This window comes from Paraconexibacter antarcticus, from assembly GCF_024220175.1.
In the GTDB taxonomy this organism is placed as follows: domain Bacteria; phylum Actinomycetota; class Thermoleophilia; order Solirubrobacterales; family Solirubrobacteraceae; genus Paraconexibacter; species Paraconexibacter antarcticus.
Genome location: NZ_CP098502.1, coordinates 1,404,809 through 1,423,199, shown reverse-complemented (window position 1 = coordinate 1,423,199; position 18,391 = coordinate 1,404,809). Strand labels below are relative to the sequence as shown.

The following is an 18,391-nucleotide window of genomic DNA, read 5'->3' as shown; positions in this document are numbered from 1 at the left end:
GCTGGCGACCCGGGCGCTCGACAGTGCGCCGGACCTTACTCAATGCGCCCCGGCGACGACCTCCACGCGGACCCCGTCGGGGTCGCACAGGTAAGCGGCGTAGTAGCGGGAGCCGTACTGCGGCCGCGGGCCGGGCGGGCCGTCGTCGGTGCCCCCCGCGGCGATCCCCGCCTCGTACGCCGCGTCGACCGCGGCCTTGCCGACGGCGGTGAGCGCGACGTGCCCCCACGACGCGGCGCCCGCCTGCGGGACGGCGCCGCCGCGCTCGACGATCCACAGCGACGCGCGGGTGCGCCCGTAGGCGATCGCGCGCGGCGACTCGTGCATGCGGCGGCCGCCGAGGCGGTGCATGATCGCGTCGTAGAACGCGGCGGAGCGGGCGAGGTCGGAGACCTCCAGGCCGATGTGGTCGAACATCAGCCCGGAATCGTCGCCGGTGCGGCGGACGGTCAGGGCTGGGCCCTAGGGCTTCGCCCGGTCGGCGTCCCGGTGGGCCACCTCGACGAAGAGGTCCTCGCGATCGCGGTAGCGCGCGGCGAGGTGCTCGGCGATCGCGACCGACCGGTGGCGGCCGCCGGTGCAGCCGACCGCGACCATGAGGTGCGACTTGCCCTCGGCCTGGTACTGCGGCAGGAGGAAGTCGAGCAGCGGGATGAGCCGCTCGTAGAAGTCGGCGAGGTGCCCCTCGCGGGCGACGTAGTCGACGACGCGCTGGTCGCGCCCCGTGAGCATCCGCAGGTCCGGGACGTAGTGCGGGTTCGGGAGGAAGCGGACGTCGAAGGAGAGGTCGGCGTCGCGCGGCGGGCCGTGCTTGAACCCGAAGGACTGGAAGGTGACGGCGAGGCGGCCGGCGCTCTGGCGCGGCAGGTACTCGGCGGCGATGCGGCGCCGCAGCTCGGCGGCGCTGAGGCCCGTCGTGTCGACGACGAAATCGGCCCGCTGCTTGAGCGGCTCGAGGACCGAGCGCTCGGCCGCGATCCCGGTCGCGATCGACGAGTGCGGCGCGAGCGGGTGCCGGCGGCGCGTCTCCTTGTAGCGGTTCATGAGCGTCTGCTCGTCGGCGTCGAGGAAGAGCAGGCGGTGGGCGACCTCGAGCGTCGCCATCCCGTCGACGACGGCGCTCAGCGTCTCGAAGAACTCACCGCCGCGGACATCGGAGACGACGGCGGCGTGCTCGACCTTCGACCCCTCGTGCATGAAGAGGTCGACGAGGCTGCGGATCATCTCCGGCGGCAGGTTGTCGACGCAGAAGTAGCCGGCGTCCTCGAACACGTTCATCGCCGTCGACTTGCCGGCGCCACTGAAGCCGGTGATGACGACGAGGTCCTGGAGCCGCGAGGGCGTGGCGTCCGGCGCGGGGGTCGCCGTGGCCGGCGGGCCGGGCGCATCCTCGGGGGTGGGGACCATGCCCTGCATGATGACCGGCCGGGCCGGGCGCCGTGGCGGGGCCGTTCGCGCACCACTACGCTCGACGCGTGCCGTCGCCCGCCCAGCCGCGCCCGCTCCCGGGGGTCCGTCACGAGCGGCCGGCGCGGTTCGTCCCGCGCTTTCACTGGGAGCTGCTCGTATGCGGGACGAGCGGCCACCTGCTCGTCGGCCTCGACGCGCGGCGCCTGCGCCCGGAGGACGCCGTCCTCGCCGAGGACCGCGACGGCGTCCGCTGGCACCGCTGCCTGCGCTGCGACTCGTGGCTGCCGGTCGCCGAGCACGGCGTGGGCGGGGTGGGCGGTGTTCCACGGACCCGCGAGTTCCCGCCCGACCGGGACGACATCGAGCTGCCGCTCCGCGGGCGCCCGCTGCGCGACCGCATCATCCTGCGGCTCATCGCGGTCGACCGCGCGCTCCACTTCCTCGTCCTCGCGGCCATCTCCGGCGCGATCCTCCTCTTCAGCGCGAACCGCGCCGACCTGAAGCACACCGTCTACCGGGTCGTCACCGACCTGCAGGGCGGCGTCGCGAGCGACGCGCACGCGAAGAGCGGGCTGTTCCACGACGTCGACCGGCTCTTCTCGCTGCAGTCCTCGCGCCTGCATCTGTTCGCCGTCGTCGCCCTCGTCTACGCGCTCGTCGAGGGCGTCGAGGCGGTCGGCCTCTGGTACGCGAGACGCTGGGCCGAGTACCTGACGCTCATCGTCACCGCGTCGCTCCTGCCCGTCGAGGTCTACGAGCTCGCCCACCACCTCACGGTCTTCAAGGCGGGCGCGTTCGTCCTCAACGTCGCGGTCGTCGTCTACCTCCTGCTCGCCAAGCGCCTCTTCGGGCTGCGCGGCGGGGTCGCCGCCGAGCACGCGCTGCGCGAGGCGGACGTCGGGTGGGCGGCCCTGGAGGCCAGCGCGCCGAAGCGGTCCTAGGGGCCGTCCGGGTCGGGCAAGGCGCCCGGAGGCGGTCCCCCGCCCCCGGCCTCAGCCCGAGGTCCGGTGCAGGAAGGTGAAGACCTCGCGGGCGGTCTTCCCCGGCAGGCCGGGCACCGCCTCGAGGTCCTCGCGGGAGGCGCTGAGCACCGCCTCCGGGGAGCCGAAGTGCTTCAGCAGGACCCGCTTGCGCGCCGGGCCGACGCCGGGCAGCGAGTCGAGCGCGCTCGTGAGCATCGCACCGTCGCGGCGGATGCGGTGGTGGCTGATCGCGAACCGGTGCGCCTCGTCGCGGACCCGCTGCAGCAGCTGCAGCTCGGGCGTGTCGTGCGCGAGGCGGATCGGCTCGCGGACGCCGGGCGTGAAGACCTCCTCGATGCGCTTGGCGAGCGAGACGATCGCGACGCCGCGCTCCCGCCAGCCGTCGAGCGCGCGGAGCCCGGCCGCGAGCTGCCCCGGCCCGCCGTCGATGACGACGACGTTCGGGAGCGTCGCGAAGGACTCGTTGCGGTTCGGGTCGTGCGGGCTGAGGTCCTGCTGGGCCTCCCACTGCTTCAGCCGCCGCGAGAGCACCTCCTCCATCGCCGCGAAGTCGTCCGGCACGCCCTCGGTGTTCCCGCGGATCGTGAAGCGCCGGTAGTCGGACTTCTTCGGCGCGCCCCCCTCGAAGACGACCATCGAGGCGACGGTGTGCGTCCCCATGAGCGTCGAGATGTCGAAGCACTCGATCCGCAGCGGCAGGACGTCGAGGCCGAGCGCGTCCTGCAGGCCGTCGAGCGCCTCGACGCGCTGCTGGCGCTTGCGCTCGGACTTCAGCTTCTCCTGGTCGAGCGCGAGCTGCGCGTTGCGCTCCGCGAGGTCGAGCAGCCGCCGCTTGTCGCCGCGCTCGGCGAGCCGCACCTCGACCTTGGACCCGCGCCGCTCGCTCAGCGCGCCGGCCGTCGCCTCGGCGTCCTCGAAGCCGCCCTGGACGACGATCTGCGGCGGGATCGCGATCGCCCCCGCGTAGTACTGCAGGACGAACTCGCGCGCGACCTCGCCGATCGGCGACTCGGTGAGGTTCTCGAGGTAGAAGGACTGGCGGTCGGAGAGGACGCCGTCGCGGATCTGGAAGACCTGCGCGTTCGCGTCCGTCCCCTCGACGGCGATCGCGACGCAGTCGAGCGTGCCGACCGACTCCTTGGAGACCCGCTGGCGCTCGAGCAGCGACCGCACCGCGCGCAGCCGGTTGTGCTCGACCGCGGCCTGCTCGTACTCCTGCACCGCGGCGGCGTCCTTCATCCGCTGCTCGAGCTCGAGCTCGATGTCGCGGTAGCGGCCGGAGAGGAAGCGGACGACCCCGTCGATCCCCTCCCGGTACTCCTCCTTCGTGACGTAGCCGACACACGGCGCCCCGCACCGCTTGATGTGGAAGTCCAGGCACGGCGACCCGCTGCGCCGGCCGGGCTCGGGCCCGGTGCACGAGCGGATCATGAAGACCTTCCCGAGCGTGTCGAGCGTCGACCGCACGCGCTTCGCGTTCGAGTACGGGCCGAAGTACAGCCGGCTGCGCCGGTGCCGCTCCCGCGTGAAGTACACCCGCGGGTAGTCCTCGTCCATCGAGATCGCGATGTACGGGTAGCTCTTGTCATCCCGCAGCCGGATGTTGAACCGGGGCCGGTACTGCTTGATGAAGCCCTGCTCCGCGAGCAGCGCCTCGGTCTCGGAGGAGACGAGGACGAACTCGACGCTGTCGATGACGTCCGTCATCTCGACGGCGCCACGCGTCACCGGGTTCGAGAAGTGCGACGACACCCGCTTGCGGATGGAGATGGCCTTCCCGACGTAGATGACCTTCCCCTTCTCGTCCCGGAACAGGTAGACGCCGGGACCATCGGGGAGCTTCTTGCGCTGTGCGGCCAGGCGGGCCCTGCGACCCTCTGATTGCCCGTTGGAACTCACCGTGACCGAGGATAGGGTCAGAGGCATGGGCGAGACCGTGAGCGTGCAGACCTGTCCCCTGTGCGAGGCGACCTGCGGACTGCAGGTGACCGCCGTCGACGGGCGGGTGACGAAGATCCGCGGCGACGAGGACGACGTCTTCTCCAAGGGCTTCATCTGCCCGAAGGGCGGCTCGCTCGCGGCGCTCCACGAGGACCCTGACCGCCTGCGGGTCCCGCTCGTCAAGCAGCCCGACGGGAGCTTCGGCGAGGCGACGTGGGACGAGGCCTTCGCGGAGATCGACCGCCGCCTCTCCCCCATCCTCGCCGAGCACGGCCGGGACGCGGTCGCCGCGTACCTCGGCAATCCCGGCGCGCACAACCTCTCGCTGCTGCTCTACACCCGCGTGCTGCTCAAGGCGCTCGGGACGAAGAACATCACCTCCGCCTCGACCGTCGACCAGTACCCGAAGCAGCTCGCCTCGGGGCTCATGTTCGGCACCGCGCTGAGCGTCCCGATCCCCGACCTCGACCGCACCGACCACCTCCTCATCCTCGGCGCGAACCCGCTCGCGTCGAACGGCTCGCTCATGACCGCGCCCGACGTGCGCGGCCGGCTGCGCGCGATCCAGGAGCGCGGCGGCAAGGTCGTCGTCGTCGACCCGCGGCGCACCCGTACCGCGCAGGTCGCCGACGAGCACGTCTTCGTCCGTCCCGGCACCGACGCCCTCCTGCTGTTCGCGATGGTCAACGTCCTCGTCACCGAGGGTCTCGTCGCGCCGGGCGAGCACCTCGACGGCCTCGTCGACGGCGTCGATCGCGTCGTCGAGCTCGCGGAGGGATTCCCGCCCGAGGAGGTCGCCGCCGCCTGCGGGATCGACGCCGGCACGATCCGGCGCCTCGCGCGTGAACTCGCCGCCGCGCCGTCCGCCGCCGTCTACGGGCGCATCGGCACCACGACGACCGCTTTCGGGACGACGGCCTCGTGGCTCGTCGACGTCCTGAACGTCCTCACCGGCAACCTCGACCGGCCCGGCGGGGCGATGTTCTCGACCCCCGCCGTGGGCTCGCCCAACACGAGCGGCGCACCCGGTCGCGGACGCGGGGTCCGTACCGGTCGCTTCAGCTCGCGCGTCCGCGGGCTCGGTGAGGTCTTCGGTGAGCTGCCCGCGTCGGTCCTCGCCGAGGAGATCCAGACGCCCGGTGCCGGCCAGATCCGCGCGCTCATCACCGTCGCCGGCAACCCGGCCGTCTCGACGCCGAACAGCGACCGGCTCGCGAGCGCCCTCGGCGAGCTCGACTTCATGGTGGCGATCGACATCTACCTCAACGAGACGACCCGCCACGCCGACGTCATCCTGCCCGGCCTGTCCCCCCTCGAGCGCTCCCACTACGACGTCGCGCTCTACGCGTTCGGGGTGCGCGACGTCGCGAACTACTCGCCGCCGCTCTTCGACCCGCCGGAGGGCACGCCCACCGAGTGGCGCACCCTCCTGCGCCTCGTCGGCGTCGTCACCGGCCAGGGGCCGGACGCGGACGTCGGCGCGATCGACGCCTTCGTCGCGGGCGAGGCGGTGCGCCGCGAGGCCGGGACGACCGGTTCCCCCATCGCCGGCCGCGAGGTCGACGAGATCCTGGCGGCGCTCGCCCCGCGCGTCGGCCCCGAGCGGCTCCTCGACCTGCTGCTCCGCGTGGGCCCGTACGGCGACGGCTTCGGTGCCGGCGACGGGACCCTGTCGCTCGCGGCGCTCGAGGCGGCACCGCACGGCATCGACCTCGGGGCCCTCAAGCCGCGCCTTCCCGACGTGCTGCGGACGCCGTCGGGAAAGATCGAGCTCGCCCCCGAGGCCCTCGTCGCCGACGTCGACCGCCTCCACGAGCGGCTCGTCGCCTGGGCCGCCGAAGCGGACTCCGACGCGCCCGACCGCCCGCTCCGCCTCGTCGGGCGGCGTGACCTGCGGTCGAACAACTCGTGGATGCACAACCTCGAGCCGCTCGTGAAGGGCAAGGACCGCTGCACCGTCTGGGTCCACCCCGACGACGCCGCCCGCCTCGGTCTCACCGACGGCGAGCCGACGATCGTGAGCGCCCGGACCGGCACGATCGAGGTCCCCGTCCAGGTCACCGACGACGTCATGCCGGGCGTCGTGTCGATCCCCCACGGCTGGGGTCACGACCAGCCCGGCACCGCGATGGCGGTCGCCACCGCACACGCCGGCGTGAACTCGAACGTCCTCGCCGACGACCAGGACCTCGAGCCGCTGAGCGGGACCGCGATCCTGAACGGGATCGCGGTGACCCTGGCGCCGGTGGCGGTCGCGGTCGGCGCCTGACCCGATGCGTGACGCCGGATGCACCGATGAGGTGCATCCGGCGTCGAGCATCGTCGCTCGCGCGTCATCTGCCGCAACCTTCCGGAATTCTGCTTGTCGGGCCTTGGTCGCCGGGCGTATCGTCGGCGCGTAGGCGCTCTTCAGCCACGTCCGACAGAAAGGCCTCCCGTCATGCTCGCTCGAGTCACCGCCTGGGAGGGCGGCAGTGCCGATGCCCTCCGCGCCGCCGCCGCCGAGATGCAGCAGCGTGCCCCCTCCGGGCCGCCGGAAGGGGTCGTCAGCACCGGGTTCACGATGCTCGTCGAGCCGGACGCCGGCCGAGCGCTCATGATCGGGCTCTTCGCCAGCGAGGCCGACCTGGACGCGAGCGAGCCCGTGCTGCAGTCGATGTCCCCGCCCGACGGCGTCGGCTCGATGGTGAGCAAGCACGTCTACGACGTCGGCATCGACGTCCGGATGTAGGCGCCCCGCCCTCCCGCGCATCCCTGGCCGGCCGCCGGGCGCCGGCGGCCTCATCGCACGAGCCTCACCGCAAGCGTCGCCGCGCCGGCGCCGGACGGGTCGCCCGCGCCGTGGAGCAGCCCGAGGATCGCGGCGACGTACGCCTGGGTCTCGGGGATCGGCGGGATGCACCCGCACGCCTGCACGCGCTTCGGTCCCGCGTTGTACGCCGCCAGCGCGAGCGGCACCGAGCCGAACTGCCGCAGGAGGTCCCGCATGAGGTGGGCCTGCGCCTCGATGGCCGCCGGCGCGTCGAACGGGTCGATCAGGCCGTACTGCGCCGCGGTTCCCGGCATGAACTGCGCGATCCCCTGCGCACCCGCCCCCGACCGGGCGAACGGGTTGAACCCGGACTCCTGGTACAGCTGCGCCGCGAGCAGCGCCGCGGAGACGTTCCACCGCTGCGCCGCCCGTGCGAGGAGCGGGGCGTACCGCGCCGGGACGAAGCTCGGCAGCGAGGTCCGGCGGTCCGCGACCCCCACGCTCGTCGCCCCGCGCGCGCTCGACGAGGCGTTCAGCGTGTACCCGAAATGCCACGGCTCCCACGGGTACCGGCGCACGAAATGGTAGTCGCCGGCGTGCGCGTCGAGCCAGCCGTAGGCGGTCGCCGGGCCGAGGTCGAGCTCGGTGCCGAGGCGGTGCAGCGACGTGCCCGGCGGCGCGACCCACTTCGGGTCCGGATGGGCGGCGAAGAGGACGGCCTGCTCGGCGTTGCTGCGGTAGCCGCTGACGACGTAGAGCGTGATGCCGGCCCTCGCCGCCCCGGCCGCGAGCCGGTCGAACGCGACGGCCACGTCGGGGCGCATGGGCTTGCCCGAGCGGTAGGCGTACGGCCCCGGGTACTCCCCCTGCGCCGCGTCGCCCGACGCGTAGCCGAGCGTGCCCGCCGGCACGAGCTCGGCGTCCGCGCGAACGCCGCCGGCCGGGCCGGGGTCGACGTCGGTGGGTTCACCGGACACCGTGAGGTCGTCGAGCACCCGCACGCGGACCCGCACCGGGGCGGGCGAGCGGTCCCCGTCCGGGTAGGTCACCGCGACCTGCTGCACCCCGTTGCGCCGAGCGGTCCGCTCGGCGGCGCGGCGGCCGAGCGCGAGGTACTGCTCCCGCTCGAGGTGGTTGCGGTTCGGCAGGCCGTCGACCTCCGTGGGCTCGAAGACCGTGCGGGTAGGCCTCCTGGAGCGCCCGCGCGGCCGCCAGGGCCGCGAGGTCGGCGGCCTGCTGCTGGTCGCCGCGTCCGCCGAGCCCGGTCGCGACCCCGCCGAGCACGAGCGCCCCGACGAGGATCGCGGCGAGCAGCCCCACGAGGAGGACGGAGGCCTGGCCGCGGTCCTCACGCATCGGGGCCGTCCAGGGCGTCGACGATCCGGCGGACGAGCGGCCGGTGGCGCAGCGGACGGGGGAGCGCCGTCCCCGGGACGGCGACCGTCACGACCGCGGCGCCGGGCGCGAGGGCACCGAGCGCCTCGACCGCGAGAGCCTCCAGGCCCGCGACGGCGTCGGCCGGGAGGACGAGCGCGATGACGTCCTGATCGGCGAGGACCCGGTCGAGGGCCGCCGGCCGTGGCGCGCCGACCACGAGGACCAGCGAGGCATCGCCGCCCGCGGCCGCGCGGACGTCGCCGAGCGCCGCCACCGCGGACGACGGGTCGGCGGGCAGCACGACGACGATCCCCGTGCCTCCGGCGGTGACGGCGCCGGCCGACAGCACCGGCAGCGCGGCGAGCTCCACGGCCAGCCGCTCCGCGCGGGCGATCGCCGGGCCCCGTGGCGCGGCGGGGGCGGGACCGCCCCAGACGGCGGTCACGGCGACGCGCCGGCGCTCACGGGTGGCCACCGCCCGCGCGACGTCGACGGCGAGCGGACCGGCGGCGCCACCGCCGCCGAGCAGCGTGATCTGCGCCGACGGCGGGGTCGAGGCTGCTCGCCCCGCGGCCCGCGCTTGCGCGTCCCGGTCGCCCGCGATGGGCGGCAGGGCGGCAGCGAGGTCACGACCGTCGTGATCGTCGCGGTCGCCTGCCGCCTCGCCGGCCGCCGGGAAGGCCGGAGCGACGAGGAACGCGGCGACGCGTGCGGCGAGCGCGCTCACGGCGCCTCGCCGTCGACGCGTGAGGATGAACCGGCGCGTGCCGCCGCGGCAGCCGCGTCGCCGTGGTCGGCGGCGGGCGCCGCGCCGGGGTCGTCGCGTGTCGGCGCCGACACGGCGCCGAGCGCCGTCGGCGCAGGGCCGCGCGCCCCGCCCGGACCCGCGCCGGCCGCGGGCCCCGCGTCGGCCCGTGCCTCCGACGCCAGCGCGCGTCCCGCCCCTGGGAAGACGGTGACCGGCGTGAGCCGCACCCGGACCTCGCGGCCGCGGACGACGACGCGGACGGCACCGCGCGCCCACCCCGGCAGGGCGGTCCGCACGGCGTCGCCCGCGTCCTCACCGTCGGCGAGCGCGATGGCGCCGTTCTCCGCCGCATGGGCGGCGAGCTCACGCGCGACTCCCGCGGCGAGGAGCTGCGCGGCAGCAAGTGCGACGACGACGACGAGCGGCAGGAGCGCGACGAGCTCCACGGTCCCCTGCCCGGCCTCCCGGCCGTGCGAAGCCCGCACCTCACCCCTCCTGCGGGCGGAAGCGTGCCCGCGCGGTGACCGACACCAGCCGGTGGTCGCCCACGACGGTCGGGACGCGCAGCCGCAGGCGCACCCCCCCGTCCGGCTCGGGCTCGGCACGCAGGCCGCGTCTCAGCGCGGGCGGGAGCGTGGCGCGGGCCGCGGCCGCGGGGTCGCCCCCGACGGCCTCGGCCCGGGCGGCGGCACGGGCAGCCGTCCCGGCGAGCCACACCGCCTGTCCCGCGACCACCGCCTGCCACAGCAGCACCACGAGGGCCGCGATGAGCGGGAGCAGGCCCGCGAGCTCGACGCTCGCCTGCCCCCTGTCGTCCCCGTGTCGTGCCATGGGACGACGATGCCGCGGGGGCCTGTTACAGCGCTACCCCGTTCCTGTGCGGGCTCTGCGCGGGGAATGCGACGGAAGTGCGCGGGCCGGCGGAGCCACCACGCTGGTCGAAGGATCGGGGGTGCCGGTCGACCGCGGATTCCCATCCACCGCGCCGGTGCACCGGAACGAGCACCAGCCGCGCGCCCCGAGGCGCCGCCTCAGATGTTGTAGGCCTTGAAGTTCCGGTAGACCGTGACGAACGCGAAGATCGCGCCGCCGACGAGGGCGAGCCAGAGGATCACGCCGGGGCCCGAGCCGCGAAGCAGCTTGCTCGCCCCGGCCGCCGCGAGGACGACGCCCGCGACGCCGCCGTAGAGCAGGGCGCGGTCCTGGTCCCCGAGGGCGTAGAGCGCGACGCGGTTCTCGCGATACATCCGCCAGGCGGCGAAGACGAGCGACGCGAGGATGAGCGTCGAGAACAGGCCACCGATGAGCGCCGCGGTGTTGCCGCCGCCCGGCAGGGCGACGATCGCCAGGGCCAGGACGGCGATGATCCCGAAGTTCCGCAGACCGTTGTTCACACCGTCAGTCTACGGCGCGGCGAGGTGCGTCAGACCGGCGAGGCCTGGCGCGCCGGGGCAGGCGCCGCAGCGGGCTCGGCGGCGACGATCGCCCCGGCCTCCGCGTCCCCCGGGAGCGTGTCGTCCGCAAGCTCCGGCGAGAACCGGTAGCCGACGCCGAAGTGCGTGTGGATGTAGCGCCAGCCGGGCGAGGCCTTCTCGAGCTTCTGCCGCAGCTTGCGGACGAAGACGTCGACCGAGCGGTCGCCGCGGGCCATCGCGTAGCCCCAGACGCGCTGGTAGATCTCCTCGCGCTCGAGGACGCGGCCCTCGGCGGACGCGAGCAGCTCGATGAGCTCGAACTCGCGGCGGGTGAGGTCGATGGAGAGGCCGTCCACGAAGGCCTGGAAGCGGTCGGCGCGGATCTCGATCTCGCCGGCGGCGATCGGCCCGGCCTCGACGCGTGCCTCGGAGCGGCGGCGACGACGCACGACGGCCTCCACGCGGGCGATGAGCTCCTCGGGGTGGCACGGCTTCTGCAGCCAGTCGTCGGCCCCGAGCCGCAGGCCCCGCACGCGCTGGGCGACGGTGGACTGCCCCGTGCAGACGACGACCGCGAGGCCGGGCATCTCGGTGGCGACCTTCTCGAGGTACTCCCAGGCCTGGGGCCCGAGCACGCTCAGATCGATGACCACGGCGCCGAGGCGCATCGCGACCATCGTGTCGGTGGGGACGCCGCTCGCGAGGACGCGGTACTCCCAGCCGAGACGATCCAGACGCTTGGACAGCACCTGCAGGAATCCCGAATCCGTGTCGATCACGGCGATCCGCAGCGGCGCAGCGCCCGGGTTGGTGGCCGGACGCTCGGCGTCGGCACCGGTGAAGACCCGTTCCGTCATGTCGAACGAGTGTACGCCAGCCCCGGACGATGGATACCTCAGCGCGAGCTTAAGTCACAGGAAAATCACACCCACGGGTCCCCTTACGGCGGTCCGCACAAGCCAGCATCGACGGTCAGACCGGAAACAGGATATCCGTCACGACCGGCAATTTCCCGTCCGCGGCGCCGGCATCGGCTGCTCGGTGCGGTCCGCGCGGCCACACGGGCAACTGACGACGCGACCGGACGCCACGTTCGCGGAAGGCCCATTCCGCGCCGTCTAGACTGCGGCGGATGGACCTGCTGGACCGCCCGGCCGAGGCGGCCGCCACACCGCCGAGCGCCGTCGCTGGATCGCCCTCGGCGTCGTCTGCCTCGGGCAGCTCATGATGGTGCTCGACGCGACGATCGTGAACGTCGCCCTGCCCGCGATCCAGTCCGACCTGCGCTTCAGCAACTCCTCGCTGACGTGGATCCCGAACGCCTACCTCATCGCCTATGGCAGCTTCCTGCTGCTCGGCGGCCGGGTCGGCGACCTCATCGGCCGCACGAAGATGTTCCTCGCCGGCCTCGTCGTGTTCACGCTCGGCTCGGTCGCCTGCGGCCTGGCGGGGAGCGCCGCGGTCCTCATCGTGGCGCGCTTCGGCCAGGGCGTCGGGAGCGCGATCGCCGCCTCCGCGATCCTCGCCCTGATCGTCATCGAGTTCCCCGACCCGCGGGAGCGCGCGCGGGCGATGGGCGTCTACACGTTCGTCAGCGTCGCCGGGGGCTCGACGGGGCTCCTGCTCGGCGGCCTGCTCACGCAGTCGTTCAGCTGGCACTGGATCTTCTTCATCAACGTCCCCATCGGGATCGCCGGCCTCATCCTCGGCTGGCGGGTCCTCGAGCGCGACCGCGGGCTCGGGATGGGCGAGGGCGTCGACGTCCTCGGCTCGGTCCTCATCACCGTCGCCTCGATGTCGGGCATCTTCGCGATCGTCAACTCCGAGGCCCACGGCGCGGGATCGCCCGGGACGCTCGCGACGGCGGGCGTCGCGCTCGTCCTGCTCGTCGCCTTCTCCCGCCTGGAGAGCCGCCTCGACAACCCGATCCTCCCGCCGCGGATCATGCGGCAGCGGACGCTCGTCGTCTCCTGCCTCGTGCGGTCGATGCTCGTCGTCGGTATGTACTCCTCCTTCTTCCTCGGGTCGCTCTACTTCGAGCGCGTCCGTGGCTACGGCCCGGTCGCCACCGGCGCGGCCTTCCTTCCCCAGACGCTCGTCGTCGCCGCGCTCTCGCTCGGCCTGACGAACCGGCTGGTACGGCGGATCGGCGTCCTCCCGGTCCTCGTCGGCGGGATGGCGACGCTCACCGTCAGCCTCGCGGTGCTCGGCCTGACGACCGGGGCGCAGACCCCCTACGCGCCCGCGATGCTCCTCGCCTACATGGCGCTCGGCGTCGGGGCGGGCACCTCGTTCCTCACGCTCATCACGGTGGCCCTCGCCGACGTCGCGCCCGAGGACGCGGGCATCGCGTCCGGCATGGTCAACGTCTCGGTGCAGATCGGCGGCGCGATCGGGCTCGCGCTGCTCGGGACGATCGCGGCCGCGCGGACGAAGGCGCTCTCCCACCACGGCGTCGCCGAGCACATCGCGCTCGCCCACGGCTACCGGCTCGCGTTCCTCCTCGGCGCGGGCGCCGTCGCGATCGGCCTGGGGCTCGCCCTGCGGTTCCTCTGGAGCCCGGCGCGGCGCGCCGCCGCCGCTGCTGCCGCCACTGCTTGACGGGCCGTTCGCCCGGGTACACCGCAGGTGTGCCAGGTCCCACCGGCCTCTCGTCCGCCGACGCCGGCGACGACTTCCTCCGCGCCCGCCGGAAGCAGGCCTTCGCGCGGCTTACCCGGCGCCTGCAGGGTGGGCCCGACGTCGGCGCGATCCTCCCCTTCGACGAGGTCGTCGCGGCGCTCGGCCGCACCGGCGAGCGGGACGCCGGGCTGCAGACGATCGACCTCGACACGATCGCCGGCACCGTCGGCCGCACGCAGGCCGGCTTCGACCGCGCCTTCCGCCCGACGACGCCCGCCGTCCGCGTCCGCTGGGAGCGGATCGCGAAGATCATGCGCGAGGGCGGGTCGCTGCCGCCGATCTCCGTCTACCAGGTCGGCGACGTGTACTTCGTCCGCGACGGCCACCACCGCGTGTCGGTCGCCCGGGCGCTCGGCCGCGACGCCATCGACGCGTCGGTCGTCGAGGTCGTCACCCGCGTCGGGGCGGACCACCGCCTGACGCTCGCCGACCTGCCCCGCAAGTCCCACGAGCGGCTCTTCCGCGAGCGCGTGCCGCTCGCGCCGGAGCGGGCGGCCCGGGTCGTGCTGAGCGACGCGCTGCGCTACGGTGCGCTCGCCGAGGGCGTCGAGGCGTGGGCCTTCCGCGCGCAGCAGACCCGCCCGGACGTACTCGACCGCGAGGACGCCGCGGCGCTGTGGTTCGCGACCGAGTTCGAGCCGGTCGTCGCGATGATCGTCGAGGCCGGGCTGCGCGGCGGCGGCACCGAGGCCGACGCCTACCTCGAGGTCGGGTGCGAGCGCTACCGGCTCGCGCTGACGCACGAGTGGAGCCCGGAGCTCCTCGAGCGCGTGCGTCGCGAGCGCTGAGACCTGGCCTCCTCCCACATCGGCGCGGTGAGTGACAGCTCACCCGCGCCCACCGCAGGTCAGCTGTCACTAACGGCCGATCGCCGCGCCGTCCTGCGGGTTGAAGAGGTGCAGGCGCGCGGTGTTCATCCACAGCTTCGCCTTCGTCCCCGAGCGGATGTCGGACTCCGCGCTCAGGCGGGCCGTGACCCGCGCGTCCCGCCCGCCGCCGAGGTCCGCGACGCCGGTCTCGGCCGCGAGCTCGGCGAGCTCGTCGGCCTGGGCCGCGGCGCCCTCGAGCTTGAAGTACGCGTAGCTCTCCGAGCCCATCGCCTCGACGAGCTCGATGTCCGCCTCGAAGACGTGGCCTTCGTCGCGGTGGCGCTCGTCGACGATCGCCGCGTCCTCCATGTCGCCGGGGCGCAGGCCGGCGATGAGCTCGCCCGCCGCACCGGAGGACTCGAGGCCCTTGCGCAGCCCGTCGGGGAGCGGCACCTCCCCCATCGGGAGCTTCAGCGTCTCGCCGTCGACGTGGGCGGGGAAGAAGTTCATCGCCGGCGAGCCGATGAAGCCGGCGACGAAGAGGTTCACCGGGTGCTCGTAGAGCTCGCGGGGCGTGTCGACCTGCTGCAGGACGCCGGCGCGCATGACGGCGACGCGGTCACCGAGCGTCATCGCCTCGGTCTGGTCGTGCGTGACGTAGATCGTCGTGACGCCGAGGCTCTGCTGGATCCGCGAGACCTCCGTGCGCATCTGGACGCGGAGCTTCGCGTCGAGGTTCGACAGCGGCTCGTCCATGAGGAACGCGGCCGGCTCGCGGACGATCGCCCGGCCCATCGCGACGCGCTGGCGCTGGCCACCGGAGAGGTTCGCCGGCTTGCGCTCGAGATGCTCGGTGAGGTCGAGCGTCTTGGCGGCCTCGTCGACCTTGCGCTTGATCTCGGCCTCGTCGACCTTCGCGAGCTTCAGCGCGAAGCCCATGTTCTCCCGCACGGTCATGTGCGGGTAGAGCGCGTAGTTCTGGAAGACCATCGCGATGTCGCGGTCCTTCGGCGCCTTGTCGTTGACGCGCCGGCCCCCGATCTCGAGGTCCCCCTCGGAGATGTCCTCGAGCCCCGCGACCATCCGCAGCGCCGTCGACTTCCCGCAGCCGGACGGCCCGACGAGGATCATGAACTCGCCGTCCTCGATGTCGAGGTCGAGGTGCTTGACGGCCTCGTAGCCGTCCCCGTAGCGCTTCGTGACGTCCTTCAGCTTGATGCTGCTCATGGTTCCCTCGGTTAGCCCTTGACGGCGCCGGCGGTGAGACCCGCCACGATCCGGCGCTGGAAGAAGAGGACGACGATGATGATCGGGATCGTGACGACCACCGCGGCCGCCGCGATCGAGCCGATCGGCGCGGTGAACTGCGACGCGCCGGTGAACTGCGAGATCGCCGCGGGGACGGTCTGCGCGTTGCCGGTGGACGTCAGCGAGATCGCGAAGACGAAGTCGTTCCACGCGAAGATGAAGACGAGGATCGCCGTCGTGAAGATGCCGGGCGCGGCGAGCGGGAGGATGACCTTCCGGAACGCCTGGCCCGGGGTCGCGCCGTCCATCTGCGCCGCGTGCTCGAGCTCCCAGGGGATGTCGCGGAAGAACGCGCTCAGCGTGTAGATCGCCAGCGGGAGCGTGAACGTCATGTACGGGATGACGAGGCCGGCCTTCGTGTCGAAGAGGCCGAGGTCGCGCCAGAGGTTGAAGAGCGGGCCGACGATCGAGATCGGCGGGAACATCGCGATGGCGAGCGCGCTCGTGAGGATGAGGCGCTTGCCGGGGAACTCCAGGCGCGCGATCGCGTAGGCGGCCATCGACGCGAGGACAACCGAGATGACGGTCGCGATAGACGCGATGACGACCGAGTTGACGAGCGCGTCGGTGAAGATCGACTGCTTGAAGATGCCCGTCTTGCCGAAGTAGTTGTCGAACGAGAACGACTTCGGGATGAGGCGCCCGTCGGCGACGTCGCCGCTCGTCTTGAGCGAGAGCGAGAGGATCCACAGGACCGGGAAGAGCGCCGACGTCAGGACGATGAGGTGGACGACGGTCCAGCCGGCGTAGCGCGTGCGCATGGTCATTTCGAGGCCCCCGTCTGCTCGTCGAGCGACGTGCCGAGGCCCTTGACGAAGGCCGCCGCGATGAGGATGACGCAGAGGAAGATCAGCACCGAGACCGCCGACCCGAGACCGAGGTTCAGCCGGTTCAGCAGCGTGTTGTAGCCGAGCACCGAGACGCTCTCCAGCGGCCGGTTCACGCCGTTGTTGGAGATGACGTAGACCGAGTCGAAGATGCGGAAGGCGTCGAGCGTCCGGAACAGCAGCGCGACGAGGATCGCGGGCTTCATGAGCGGGACGGTGATCCGCCAGAAGCGCTGCCAGGCGCTCGCGCCGTCGACCTTCGCCGCCTCGTGCAGCTCGTCGGGGACGAGCGCGAGGCCGGCGAGGAGCAGCAGCGCCATGAACGGCGTCGTCTTCCAGACCTCGGCCATGATCGCGACGAGATACGTCGTGCTCGTCTGGGTCAGCGGGTCGGTGGAGAGGTGCAGGAGCTTCGGCACGAAGCCGCCCTCCGAGCCCGACCACGCGAGGCGCCAGGCGAACGCCGCGACGACGGTGACGATGCCGTACGGGACGAGCGCGGCGGTGCGGAGCAGGCCGCGGGCGAAGAGCGCCCGGTGCATGACGAGCGCGAGCAGCATGCCGAGGACGAGCTCGAGGCTCACGGACGCCACGGTGAGCACGACGGTGTGGAAGACGTCCTTCCACCACAGGCTCGAGGAGAGGACCGTGACGTAGTTGTCGAGCCCGATGAACGCCTTCTTGTCCGGGAAGCGCAGGTCCGACCGCAGCAGCGAGAGGTAGATCGCGTCGAGGATCGGATACGCGGTGACGGCGAGCATGACGATGCCCGCCGGGGCGCAGAGGAGGAGCCCGAGCTTGCGCTCGGCGCGGGCGCGGTCGGTCAGCGGCTTCTTCGCGGCGCGGGCCATGGCTTACAGCAACCCCTTGCTCTTGAGCGCGTCGCCGATCCGCTTCTGCAGCGTCTTCACGACGCTCTTCAGGTCGATGTTCCCGGGCGGCGAGACGGTGGTGTAGACGGCGAGCGACACGTCGGCGTAGAGCGGTGTGACCGGGCGGACGCCCGCGTGGTCGAGCTGCCTGCGCACGAGCGCGGCGAACGGGTAGTCCTTCTTGAACTTCGGGTCGGCGTACAGGGACGAGAGCGTCGGCGGCAGGCCGCCCTTGATCGCGAACTCGCGCTGGTTCTGCGCGCTGCGCAGGCAGGTCGCCGCCTCGAACGCCTGCTGCGGGTGCTTCGTGTAGGAGCTCACGCCCCAGTTGAAGCCGCCGATCGGGGCCTTCGCCGGGACGCCGTCCTTGACCCCCGGGTACGGCGCCCACCCGATCTCCTTGAAGAGCTTCGGGTTGTTCGCCTTCGCCGACGGATAGATGAACGGGTAGTTGACCTGGAAGGCGGCCTTGCCCTGCTCGAAGGCGAGCCGGTTCTGGTCCTCCTTCTGGTTCTTCAGCGACGGGTCGGCGGCCTTGGAGGTCGCGAGCCGGTGCATGATCCGCGCGGCGGTCGCGAGCGCGGCCCGGTCGGACCCGACGGTCGTCGGCGAGTCGAGGATCTTCCCGCCGGCCGACTCGACGAGTGCGTTGAACCAGACCATCGTCCCCTCGTAGGCGGCGCCCTGGATCTCGATGCGCCCGGCCTTGGGCAGCTTCACGGCCGCGTCGATCATGGCGTCCCAGGTCTTGGGCGGGGACTTCACGAGGTCCTTGCGGTACCAGAGCAGCTGCGTGTTCGAGTTCGCCGGGGCGGCGTAGAGCCTGCCCTGGTACATCGCGGTGGCGAGCGGGCCCGCGAGGGTCCCCTTCTTCACCTTCGCGGCGAAGGACGCGGGCCACGGGCGGATCCAGCCGGCCTGGGCGAACTCGCCGGTCCAGACGACGTCCATGCTCATGAGGTCGATCGAGGAGTCCTTCGCGGCGAGCCGGCGGACGAGCGACTGTCGCTGCGTGTCCGCATCGTTGCCGAGGGCGTTGAAGGCGATCCGGTAGGCCCCGTGCGACTGCTTCGTGCAGCGGTCGGCGGCGTCCCGGAAGGAGCCCGACGGCTCGTTGTACGCCCACCAGTTCAGCGTGACCGTCCCGCCCTTCGACGACGACGAGCCACCGCAGGACGCGAGCACGAGGCAGGCGACCGCGAGGGCGAGGAGCAGGGTGGGCGTCCGGACCACGGACCCATTAGTGCCCAACGGCACGAACGCCAAA

18 protein-coding genes are annotated in these 18,391 nt (G+C 72.9%); 5 read left to right on the top strand and 13 right to left on the bottom strand.

Features of this window, described 5'->3' with window-relative positions; translation table 11 throughout:
- Window positions 1-39: 39 nt before the first annotated feature.
- Together NBH00_RS07115 and rapZ are read right to left on the bottom strand one after the other, a co-directional pair.
- Window positions 40-417, bottom strand: a complete 378-nt coding sequence (locus tag NBH00_RS07115; protein WP_254572648.1) for a VOC family protein — start codon at window positions 415-417, stop codon at window positions 40-42.
- A gap of 45 nt (window positions 418-462) precedes the next feature.
- Window positions 463-1,407, bottom strand: coding sequence for an RNase adapter RapZ (rapZ, locus tag NBH00_RS07110; RefSeq protein ID WP_254572647.1), 945 nt, complete (start codon window positions 1,405-1,407; stop codon window positions 463-465).
- Between the two features lie 68 nt (window positions 1,408-1,475).
- Here rapZ and NBH00_RS07105 point away from each other — a divergent pair, with 68 nt between their 5' ends.
- Entirely contained in the window at window positions 1,476-2,351 is an 876-nt protein-coding gene (locus tag NBH00_RS07105) for a DUF2127 domain-containing protein (protein ID WP_254572646.1), read from the top strand.
- Window positions 2,352-2,402: 51 nt separating this feature from the next.
- Here the strand turns inward: NBH00_RS07105 and uvrC are convergent, their stop codons facing one another.
- Window positions 2,403-4,292, bottom strand: coding sequence for an excinuclease ABC subunit UvrC (uvrC, locus tag NBH00_RS07100; RefSeq protein WP_254572645.1), 1,890 nt, complete (start codon window positions 4,290-4,292; stop codon window positions 2,403-2,405).
- 25 nt (window positions 4,293-4,317) lie between these two features.
- Between uvrC and NBH00_RS07095 the strand changes: the two genes are divergently transcribed.
- Both NBH00_RS07095 and NBH00_RS07090 read left to right on the top strand, forming a co-directional pair.
- Window positions 4,318-6,603 (top strand): molybdopterin-dependent oxidoreductase, encoded by a 2,286-nt coding sequence (locus tag NBH00_RS07095; RefSeq protein ID WP_254572644.1) that lies wholly within the window; start codon window positions 4,318-4,320, stop codon window positions 6,601-6,603.
- A gap of 171 nt (window positions 6,604-6,774) precedes the next feature.
- Window positions 6,775-7,065, top strand: coding sequence for a hypothetical protein (locus tag NBH00_RS07090; protein WP_254572643.1), 291 nt, complete (start codon window positions 6,775-6,777; stop codon window positions 7,063-7,065).
- Window positions 7,066-7,115: 50 nt separating this feature from the next.
- Here the strand turns inward: NBH00_RS07090 and NBH00_RS25205 are convergent, their stop codons facing one another.
- The 6 genes from NBH00_RS25205 to NBH00_RS07055 form a co-directional block, all read right to left on the bottom strand.
- Complete coding sequence (locus NBH00_RS25205) at window positions 7,116-8,438, bottom strand: transglycosylase SLT domain-containing protein (RefSeq protein ID WP_302182711.1); 1,323 nt, start codon at window positions 8,436-8,438, stop codon at window positions 7,116-7,118.
- A complete protein-coding gene (locus tag NBH00_RS07075; protein WP_254572642.1) occupies window positions 8,435-9,190 on the bottom strand; it encodes a hypothetical protein in 756 nt (251 codons plus the stop codon). Before NBH00_RS07075 ends, NBH00_RS25205 begins: the two co-directional genes overlap by 4 nt.
- Window positions 9,187-9,696, bottom strand: a complete 510-nt coding sequence (locus NBH00_RS07070) for a hypothetical protein (protein WP_254572641.1) — start codon at window positions 9,694-9,696, stop codon at window positions 9,187-9,189. Before NBH00_RS07070 ends, NBH00_RS07075 begins: the two co-directional genes overlap by 4 nt.
- Before the next feature lies 1 nt (window position 9,697).
- A complete protein-coding gene (locus NBH00_RS07065) occupies window positions 9,698-10,042 on the bottom strand; it encodes a hypothetical protein (RefSeq protein ID WP_254572640.1) in 345 nt (114 codons plus the stop codon).
- A 200-nt stretch (window positions 10,043-10,242) separates the two neighbouring features.
- Complete coding sequence (locus NBH00_RS07060; RefSeq protein ID WP_254572639.1) at window positions 10,243-10,605, bottom strand: hypothetical protein; 363 nt, start codon at window positions 10,603-10,605, stop codon at window positions 10,243-10,245.
- A 29-nt stretch (window positions 10,606-10,634) separates the two neighbouring features.
- A complete protein-coding gene (locus tag NBH00_RS07055) occupies window positions 10,635-11,483 on the bottom strand; it encodes a response regulator transcription factor (RefSeq protein ID WP_254572638.1) in 849 nt (282 codons plus the stop codon).
- A 334-nt stretch (window positions 11,484-11,817) separates the two neighbouring features.
- Here NBH00_RS07055 and NBH00_RS07050 point away from each other — a divergent pair, with 334 nt between their 5' ends.
- Together NBH00_RS07050 and NBH00_RS07045 are read left to right on the top strand one after the other, a co-directional pair.
- Window positions 11,818-13,227, top strand: a complete 1,410-nt coding sequence (locus NBH00_RS07050) for a DHA2 family efflux MFS transporter permease subunit (RefSeq protein ID WP_302182741.1) — start codon at window positions 11,818-11,820, stop codon at window positions 13,225-13,227.
- 29 nt (window positions 13,228-13,256) lie between these two features.
- Window positions 13,257-14,096 (top strand): ParB N-terminal domain-containing protein, encoded by an 840-nt coding sequence (locus NBH00_RS07045; protein ID WP_254572636.1) that lies wholly within the window; start codon window positions 13,257-13,259, stop codon window positions 14,094-14,096.
- A gap of 69 nt (window positions 14,097-14,165) precedes the next feature.
- On the opposite strand, the gene NBH00_RS07040 is transcribed toward NBH00_RS07045, so the two are convergent.
- The 4 genes from NBH00_RS07040 to NBH00_RS07025 are packed head-to-tail and all read right to left on the bottom strand — an operon-like array spanning window position 14,166 to window position 18,357.
- A complete protein-coding gene (locus tag NBH00_RS07040) occupies window positions 14,166-15,344 on the bottom strand; it encodes an ABC transporter ATP-binding protein (RefSeq protein WP_254572635.1) in 1,179 nt (392 codons plus the stop codon).
- 11 nt (window positions 15,345-15,355) lie between these two features.
- Window positions 15,356-16,192, bottom strand: a complete 837-nt coding sequence (locus tag NBH00_RS07035) for a carbohydrate ABC transporter permease (RefSeq protein WP_302182710.1) — start codon at window positions 16,190-16,192, stop codon at window positions 15,356-15,358.
- A complete protein-coding gene (locus NBH00_RS07030) occupies window positions 16,189-17,103 on the bottom strand; it encodes a carbohydrate ABC transporter permease (protein WP_254572634.1) in 915 nt (304 codons plus the stop codon). The genes NBH00_RS07035 and NBH00_RS07030 overlap by 4 nt, the downstream gene beginning before the upstream one ends.
- Window positions 17,104-17,106: 3 nt before the next feature.
- Window positions 17,107-18,357 (bottom strand): ABC transporter substrate-binding protein, encoded by a 1,251-nt coding sequence (locus NBH00_RS07025; protein WP_254572633.1) that lies wholly within the window; start codon window positions 18,355-18,357, stop codon window positions 17,107-17,109.
- Window positions 18,358-18,391: the final 34 nt, after the last annotated feature.